The sequence below is a fragment of the Aquiflexum sp. genome, assembly GCF_977115555.1.
The window spans coordinates 1-2,721 of the sequence record NZ_CDSBKL010000483.1 but is presented as its reverse complement, the minus strand read 5'-3'; the positions used below and the strand labels follow the sequence as shown (position 1 = coordinate 2,721).

At 42.4% G+C, this 2,721-nt stretch carries 2 protein-coding genes; one reads left to right on the top strand and one right to left on the bottom strand.

Going from position 1 to position 2,721, the window contains the following annotated elements; all coding sequences use genetic code 11:
• The coding region (locus ACZFYI_RS18580) for a metallophosphoesterase N-terminal domain-containing protein (RefSeq protein ID WP_462525618.1) at positions 1–626 on the bottom strand (626 nt) is incomplete at its 3' end.
• Between the two features lie 259 nt (positions 627–885).
• Between ACZFYI_RS18580 and ACZFYI_RS18575 the strand changes: the two genes are divergently transcribed.
• The gene (locus ACZFYI_RS18575; RefSeq protein ID WP_462525617.1) at positions 886–2,082 is read left to right on the top strand and encodes an ATP-binding protein; all 1,197 of its coding nucleotides are present in this window, start codon (positions 886–888) and stop codon (positions 2,080–2,082) included.
• Positions 2,083–2,721: the final 639 nt, after the last annotated feature.

The window sequence follows — 2,721 nt, the reverse complement described above, 5'->3', positions numbered from 1 at the left end:
TTCATGTCGTGATTTCCCATAACTGAAAACCAAGGCACACCGACTTTTCCGATTGTCTTCGCGTAGGCTGGGTACAAAGACAAGTCGTCTCCTGCAATATCCCCCACCGAAATTCCAAAGCGGATCCCCTGAATGCCAGCGACTTCATTGACCACCCCTTTTTCAAAATATCCCAACTCCGTCATATTATACGGCTGCGGGTCTCCAAATACCAAAGCAGTAAACTTGCTTTCCGACTTGGATGGCAAAAGTCCAAAATCCACGGATTTTGGCAATTCTCCTGTCGGACTGAGGCCTGCATATTTCAGGTTGGTCGGAGAACCTTTTGGCTTATGGCTGTAAAAGAACTTGGGAAGGTTGTTTTCGTTTTTTGGCAGTGCATAATCTGACGGTTTGATCACAAATATGGTTTGGTCTTCCTGGATTGGGAGTACATATTGACCCTTGTCATCTGTTTTGACTACTTCTATCCCATTGGATACGGATACATTTGGGAGTCCTTTTTCACGTCTATCTTTCTTTCCGTTTGCATTGAGATCTTCATATACGTAGCCGGTGACTATATTTTGGGCATATCCTGAAAGACTCAACAAAGAGAATCCGATGAGTAGTATGTATCTTTTCATGGGTTGATTGGATGTTTATTTATCAAGTTATGAAATTAAGCCAATCATATGAGGAGTATATTATTTGGAAGTTATGGTTTTATTATGAATGGTAAGGGAAGGATTTTTTTGTCCTTTTGGTCTTACTTTCTTTCATTAATAAGCTGGATTTTTTCTTATTATATTTTTGTAATGTGTTGATAATAAATAAAATGTGAGGGGAATTTGAAATTACTCAATATAATGAGTAAATTTACTCAGTATATTGAGTAAAATAATTATGGCATACCAAAGAATAGAAAAACCTGCCCTTCAAAAGAGATTATCGGATGAGCCGCGAAGATTCATCCAGGTCATATATGGCCCCCGGCAAATAGGCAAAACCACCTTGGTAAGACAGATAATGGCAGAGTTGGATTATCCAAGTTTCATGATAGCCGCGGATGCAGTGCCGGCCGGAGATGGTGTGTGGATTTCCCAACAGTGGGAAAATGCCCGGATCCGTCAACAGCAGCATCCCGAAACGCCTTTTCTCCTGGTCATCGATGAGGTGCAGAAGATCGACAACTGGTCTGAGCAGATCAAGGCTGAGTGGGACAGGGATACTGCTGAGGAAATGGATATTCGGGTAGTGTTGTTGGGCTCATCCAGGTTGATGCTGCAGCAGGGACTGACAGAATCTCTGGCGGGAAGGTTTGAGGCGACTTACCTGGGACATTGGTCTTATAAAGAAATGAAGGATGCCTTCGGACTGACTGCCGAAGAGTTCATCTGGTTTGGAGGCTATCCTGGTGCCATCGCCCTAAAGGACGATGAGGATCGATGGAAGAATTATATCCGGGATTCACTTTTGGAAACAAGCATTTCAAAGGACATCCTGATGCTGACCCGTGTAGATAAGCCGGCGCTGATGAAGCGCTTGTTTGAGTTGGGTTCGGTGTATTCCGGTCAGGTGCTGAGCTACACCAAGATCATGGGACAGCTTGCCGATGCCGGCAATACGACTACTTTGGCCAATTATCTGAATCTGCTAAACGATGCCGGACTTTTGGGTGGATTGGAGAAATACAGCCCAAATATGGTCAGAAAGCGCTCTTCAAGTCCCAAGTTTATGGTCCATAATACGGCTATCATGTCCGGAATTTCCAATGAAAGTATGGATACCTTGTTGGCAGATCCTAAAGCTTGGGGTCGTTGGGTGGAATCCGGAGTAGGTGCGCATCTCATCAATCAATCCTTTAAGGACAAAAAATTAAATGTCTACTATTGGCGGGAAGGAAATGAAGAAGTGGATTTTGTGTTGGAATACAAAAAGCGGGTGATTGCCCTGGAAGTAAAGTCCTCCAAAACAGGTACACTTTCCGGAATGAATGCCTTCTCCAAGCAATTCAAACCTGAAAAAAACCTACTTATCGGTGCCGATGGAATCCCATGGCAAGAATTCCTTCAGATGGATATTTTGGATTTGTATGCATAATTATGGCAACTCTCACAGGTTGCCTTATTTATTTTTCTCGATGAAAGTTTTGGAAGATGGATGTTTGTGGAGACACAAACATTGGCGACAAATGATCCCATAGGGATCAAATATGGTTAGCCCCGAGTAATCCCGCTATCGGGAGCAACTCGGGGTAAAAAACGAGAACAGCGATTCCGGTTTTTGGCCGAGGAAATGCAAATGGGGAATTCGGGTCTCCGCCAAAAACAGGGAAGGTCAAAATCCCTTGCGCCCCCTTGCGAAACCTTTGAGTCCTTTGCGGTTAAAAAATATACCTCACGCAGTGATGCAGAGGAAACAGTCAGGAGACTACATTTTGGTGGTCCAAGTCTCAAAACTTGAACCATTTTTTATGCTTAATTACTCCATTTTTATTGCTTAATAATAAAATTGTAAGTTATTGAATATCAATGTATATGGAGGTATTTTAATTTTTTACTCAATGTGATGAGTAAAATTACTCAATAAGTTGAGTAAATTGTTTTTAATGGATGTTTGTGAAGACACAAACATTGGCGAGCAGTTAGGATATAAACATCGGCTAACTAATCCAAGGATTAAGCTTAATAGCAGTCTGAAGACTGCATTGCTTTGGTCCAAGTCTGGAGACTTGAACCA